We start from the raw sequence: 5,735 nt of genomic DNA on the forward strand, positions 1-5,735 counted from the left end.
ACTGGCTCCTTGCCCAGTGCAAAGACTGGGAAACAACCCGGATTGACACGGAAGTGATCTATCGGCTCTGTCTGATGGCCTTTACCTGTCGAGCGATGCCGGTGTTGTGTCACACGAGTGAATTAACCGAGGATGCTCGGCGTCTCGCACGCGACTGGGAAGTTCGTGTCCTCACTCTCGATGACCTTCATCGTGGCTCACTACCAGCACCGAACGTCGCCGAACCGACAGTTGAGTATGAGGCCTACGAGACCCAGTATACGGCTCGTGAAGAGCGTGGATCGCTGCCACTGTTGTTCATGGGTGAACCGCGAAAGCAGTTCAGCTACGTCCCGGGGTTTAGGCCGGATGGACGATCTCACGAGTACCGACCACTGGAGGATACTGATCACTCCGACGGTTCGGGGGGTGGCTAGCGCCACGAAGTCCTCCCGATACGCACAGGAACAGGTGCTGGCTCAGTGTGGGTATCACGGGGTTTCTTCGGGGCATCCTCCCACACCCTTGTGAGATACACAGCGGACCTCACAACGACATCACCGTAGTCCCGAGGCCCAGTCATCTCCTGTTCTGTTCGCGTCGCTGTAACGCTTGCTCACCGCCCATACGAAGTCACCTATAATCCATGACGAAGACAGACACGACGAGAGCACAATTTGCAGACACACTCGAGTCCCTCATAGAGCGCATCGATGAACTGGAAGCCAAACTCGAACAGAAAGACGACCGTATCGAACAACTGGAACAGGACCGAGACCGCCTCGAAGAACGGACAGCCACGCTCGAAAACCGAGTCGCCGATCTCGACGATGAGTCCACTCGCCGCGAAAAGGTAGCTGAGGCCGCGCTGAACAAGGCAAGTGCGAACAAAGACCGCATCACCGAACTCCAGTCACGCGAACTCGAGAAAGGTGCCCACCTGCGTGAAGAGACCGTCGATACACACGCTGTCGACGTTCCCGACGGACGCCTCGAGCGACTCACCAAAGAGGACGGTGAGACCTACTTCCGACTGCCCGAGAGTTCGGATCCACTTGGTCGTGGCGAGGTCTCGCTTGCCTATGGGGATCTGCTGCCGATTCAGCAGTTCGCACGGATGGATGAAGAGATGCGTCGATCAGCGACAAGTGCATTGCCGACACGGCTCGCGGCGAAACTCTGGCAGGCTCGCAGTGATGACAGCGTTGGTGACAACCCCTGGGAAGCAGGCTGTAAGGATATTGCAGAGTACGTCAAAGCAAGCGATCTCAAACATTGGATTCGACGCCAAGAACAGGGAATCAGCGAGAGTTACGCGAAGAAATTGGTCTCGCGGGTGATCGATGCCATGTTGGATCTCTCGAAGCACCGGGTTGCCGTTCGCAAGCGCCAAGAGCGAAAGAACGGTCTCGAGTACACTGAGCGACGATTGGTGCTGCCCACCGACGCTGCGATCCCTGGTGAAACGGGAGGTGAAGAATAAGAGCCGGTGACAGTTGGTGTCCTCGGGTGACCGGGGACAGTGGGTTACAGGACGCCTCGAGAGGGGCTTCGTAACTCTCTCAGAGACCTAACTCACAGGATGCACGTGGGTGTACGAGGGTTGGGTAGCGTTGGGTGTATCCCTCGAGTGGTCGTCGGTGGTCACAACGAAGGACAGGGACTGGAGGATAGCCTGACGACAACAGCTGTCACTGGAGACTCCAACTCATCGAACTTTCACTCTCCAGCAGAAAGATTCAATCTAGCGGGATCCAATCAGCGATTCAATATACTCTTCGAGTGTTGCGTAGACAGAATCGAACTCGGGGAGGTCAGCAACAAGATCTGGGAGCGTATTCTGCCAGCCACCACGAATCTCAGCACGCTTCTCGCTCGGCAATCCTTCCTCGAGGTTGATATCCAAATCATCGTGTTCACACTTCCTCCTGAAGGCTGGCACGATAACAGAGTTATCAACGTCAGCTTCTGTCATCATCCGATAGAGGTCGTAGTAGTCACGTGCTTGGGATCGCTGATAGAGTGCTCGCAGTTTCTCTGCAAAAATCTCCTCGAGGCTGTACGCAGTCAACAGGAACTCAGGTGTATCCTCATGTTGGTGCGTGTGCTCCACGGAATCGAATGCGACGTACTCGTCAATCATGACGTCCAAACTCGTCGTATTCCTGTGACCAAGTACAGCGTTATACTGGATGTCAATGTCGACGTAATGAGTTGGATACCCCTCATTCCGAAGTTCACGATGCTGGGTGACCTCGAAGTCGATCCCGGATCGCCTTGCTGCGTCGTCTAACGCAATTTCCAGCTCCTCCTCGCTACCCCGATAGTCACCTTCGACACCGAGATCGAGGTCTTCTGAATATCGCCATGTCTCAGGGAAGTAGAGCTTGCTGAGAGCGGTGCCACCCTTGAACAGCAAATTATCGCCATACGAACTGGTATAAATCGCCCACAGGATCCACGAGTTGACGTAATTCTTCTCCGCGTAACCCAGACGAACGTCTAGTTCTCTGGCTAACTGCCTCAGTCGTGTGTCAGTGATCATACAAAGTCGTCTGGAAGAAACGCCTCAGGTTCCACGTTCAGTCGCAGTTGGTACTTGCTGTCTCGAGTACCCGTTGCTTCTCGAGTTGGATCAAGGAGTGGATATCCAGTCGTGAAATTCTCGACCAGATCCCGGTATTCCGGGAGATCGATGTCGAGTTGGTCAGCGAGGTAGACGATGCGTTTCGTTGCAGCACCGTTCCCGACTTGCCGGAGATAGTCGACGACGGTTTCCCACGAACAACGCTTCTCCGTCGCGTTTTGCATTGCTTTGGCGAGTTCACCGATTCCCCCACAAAACTCGGGATGATCAGCACAATCGACGAGCGTCTTTTCGATACTGGCGATGTTCACCTGCGTCGATCCGACTGCTGTCGGTTGATAGCCGAAGAATTTCTGCTCAGTGACCGACACCGGCCGATACTCAACACCATGGATCTCTCGTGTTTGGACTCGTTCTGTCGTCGCAAAATACACTGTCCGCGACAGTTGCTCCGTCAGTCCGTGGTGATTCATCGCGCTCCAGTAGCCGACGTACATGGGATCCACGAGTGCTGAGGCAATGACAAACTCGTGTTCTGTATACACTCCGTTCTCTCCAGCAGAGAGTGGTAGGATCATGTACTTCCCTTGGGCGAGACGCTCCAGCCACCCCTTCTCTTTGAGAGAGTACGCCATGTCCTTCGCTGATTTTCGGGGAGTGTCCAGTGTATTCTCGATATTATCGATAGTGATGATTTGCCGTCCCTCGCTTGCAAGTTGAGAGAGAGTTCGGGATTCGCGCGTCGACAAACTCTTTCTTTGAGTCTCTGTCTCATTTATTGGGGTCATAGCCGCTCAGTATACATAGAATATAAATCCCCTCAGATATAAAGGTATTTGTTACGTATTCCAGTTGCCAGGGTCAACCCTATAGCCGCTCTGAGTACATAAATTCTAAAAATAATAAGAAATATTTAATTTCAATTTAGTTTCTTTACTATCGGCCACGGTGAGTCGAGGTATTCGCCTCGCATTCTAGTGAATACGGACCGGTCTTCACGAGTCGGTACGGTCTTGCCGAGCTCGCAACCGTGATCCTCTACCGGAAAAGCCACTACCACGCTGTCTCGACGCTCGAGGAGCTCCGGGTCTCAGAGACGATCAACGTGCTTCCCGTGACTGAGGACATATTCGACGCGGCAAACAAGCGGTTCGTCGACTACGATGACCAAGAAATCGCGTTCTTCGATCACCTTGGCGGTGCACTCGCTCGTGAATACGAGATTGAGCATGTCTTCACATTCGATCCGGACGATTTCCATACGCTGGGGTTCACTGTCGTTCCAGCCGATACGGCAGAAGACTCTCGTTGTGAGTGATCAAGACGTCAACTAGTCTTGACGGACCGACTCCGTCCAGTCGTCGGTCCCTACTTATGACAGTAGTCACTCGAACCGACGGAAGCCAGCGTGGACGATTTGCTGACCTGGTTAGCAGCGCGCGCTAACCAGCCGCGGTTTTGCCGAATACACGATACGAGTTCTGCATCCAACGCCGCGATCGAACAATGACAGGTAGTCGATCAGTTCACCGATCGCCTCGCCGCCCTCGAGACCAAAGATGGCAGCGAGACCTACACCTGGCTGCCCGACAGCGCGGATCCACTCCACCGAGGGGAGACCTCCCTCGCCTACGGAAACCTGCTTCCGATTCAGCAACTCGCCAGGATGGACGAGGAGATGCGTCGCTCGGCGACGAGTGCATTGCCGACACGGCTCGCGGCGAAACTCTGGCAGGCCCGCAGCGACGACAGCGTCGGCGACAATCCCTGGGAAGCAGGCTGTAAGGATATCGCAGAGTACGTCAAAGCGAGTGATTTCAAACACTGGATTCGACGCCAAGAACAGGGTATCAGCGAGAGTTACGCGAAGAAATTGGTCTCACGGGTGATCGATGCCATGCTGGATCTCTCGAAGCACCGGGTTGCAGTGAGGAAGCGCCAAGAGCGAAAGAACGGCCTCGAGTACACGGAGCGACGATTGGTGCTGCCCACCGACGCTGCGATCCCTGGTGAAACGGGAGGTGAAGAATAAGAGCCGGTGACAGTTGGTGTCCTCGGGTGACCGGGGACAGTGGGTTACAGGACGCCTCGAGAGGGGCTGTTTGACTCTCTAGGAAAACTAATTCAAAGAATGCATGCGGGTGTACGAGGGTTGGGTAGCGGTTGGTGTATTCCTCGAGTGGTCGTCGGTGGTCACAATGAAGGACAAGGATCGAAGGTGGTTCTGAAGACAACATCTGTCCCCGGATACTGTGCTTTGCAAGTGACTTCCTCCCCACCCTACTCGCTCACGGCTTGCGCCGTTCGCTCCTTGAGGGTGGGGCTTCCTGTTTCCACGACGCGCTTTGCAGGAACCGAATCGGTTCCCGTAGGGAGCGCAGTCTCCGCAGGCGTTGATTCGGGACAGCCCGTCCCTACTTCCTTCAGGCCGCGTACCAAGATGTTGTAGGCCGCGTTCCAGTCTCTGTCCGCCGTGAAGCCACAGGAAGGACAGGAGTGTTCGCGGACCCACAGCGGCTTGTCGGTCTCGACACCACAGGCCGCACATTCTTTGGTCGTCCCGGCCGGATCGACAGCTACGAAGTGGGTGCCTTCGCGTTCGCACTTGTACTCGAGCATTCGGAGGAAAGTCCCCCACGCCGCCCCGGCACGGTTGCGGCTGTTCGACGGGAGTTCCATCAACCCCTTGGCGTCGAGGTCTTCGACGGCCACAAGGTCGTACTCTCGAGCGTAGTAGTTCGAGAGCTTGTGTAAGAAGTCCTGCCGCTTCCGTTGCAGATCGGCGTGACGTTTGGCGACGGTACGCTGTTGCTTGCGGTAGTTCGCCGATCCGTGCTCTTTGCGTGAGAGTTTCCGTTGCTCGCGTTCCAGCCGGTCGCGTTCGTCCGAGAGGTCGGGACGTTCGACGGCCGTACCGTCGGTGTCGTGAGCGTACTTCTTGATACCCACGTCGATCCCGACACAGTCCTCGAGTTTCTTGGGCTTCGGCGGTGCGTCGTTCTCGGTTTCTATTCCGAGCACGGCGAACCACTCGCCGGTCGGTTCCTGCTTGACAACAACCTCCTTGACCGTGGCATCGTCGGGAACGTCGCGGTGGTAGACTATCGGAATATTGCCGATTTTGGAAAGAGAAAGCACAGTTCGGCCACTCGTGTTTTTGAGTTCGAAG

The 5,735-nt window shown here is 55.3% G+C and carries 5 protein-coding genes and 2 pseudogenes; 4 read left to right on the forward strand and 3 right to left on the reverse strand.

The window, feature by feature from the left end; translation table 11 throughout:
* Both BBD46_RS22930 and BBD46_RS06690 read left to right on the forward strand, forming a co-directional pair.
* Positions 1–416, forward strand: a 416-nt coding sequence (locus BBD46_RS22930) for a hypothetical protein (RefSeq protein WP_071400958.1), incomplete at its 5' end; no start/stop codon positions are given.
* Between the two features lie 209 nt (positions 417–625).
* A complete protein-coding gene (locus tag BBD46_RS06690) occupies positions 626–1,462 on the forward strand; it encodes a hypothetical protein (RefSeq protein ID WP_071400959.1) in 837 nt (278 codons plus the stop codon).
* Positions 1,463–1,723: 261 nt separating this feature from the next.
* Here BBD46_RS06690 and BBD46_RS06695 read toward each other — a convergent pair whose 3' ends face one another.
* Both BBD46_RS06695 and BBD46_RS06700 read right to left on the reverse strand, forming a co-directional pair.
* A complete protein-coding gene (locus BBD46_RS06695; RefSeq protein ID WP_071400960.1) occupies positions 1,724–2,524 on the reverse strand; it encodes a nucleotidyl transferase AbiEii/AbiGii toxin family protein in 801 nt (266 codons plus the stop codon).
* A complete protein-coding gene (locus tag BBD46_RS06700; RefSeq protein ID WP_071400961.1) occupies positions 2,521–3,354 on the reverse strand; it encodes a type IV toxin-antitoxin system AbiEi family antitoxin domain-containing protein in 834 nt (277 codons plus the stop codon). The genes BBD46_RS06695 and BBD46_RS06700 overlap by 4 nt, the downstream gene beginning before the upstream one ends.
* 209 nt (positions 3,355–3,563) lie before the next feature.
* Here BBD46_RS06700 and BBD46_RS06705 point away from each other — a divergent pair.
* Positions 3,564–3,884: pseudogene (locus BBD46_RS06705) on the forward strand (type II toxin-antitoxin system VapC family toxin); the annotation flags it as partial.
* Positions 3,885–4,118: 234 nt separating this feature from the next.
* Positions 4,119–4,598 (forward strand): annotated as a pseudogene (locus BBD46_RS06710) (hypothetical protein); the annotation flags it as partial.
* 248 nt (positions 4,599–4,846) lie between these two features.
* On the opposite strand, the gene BBD46_RS06715 reads toward BBD46_RS06710, so the two are convergent.
* On the reverse strand, positions 4,847–5,735 hold an 889-nt coding region (locus BBD46_RS06715), incomplete at its 5' end, for an RNA-guided endonuclease InsQ/TnpB family protein (protein ID WP_071400963.1).

The sequence above is a fragment of the Natrialba sp. SSL1 genome (assembly GCF_001861355.1).
Lineage (GTDB): Archaea > Halobacteriota > Halobacteria > Halobacteriales > Natrialbaceae > Natrialba.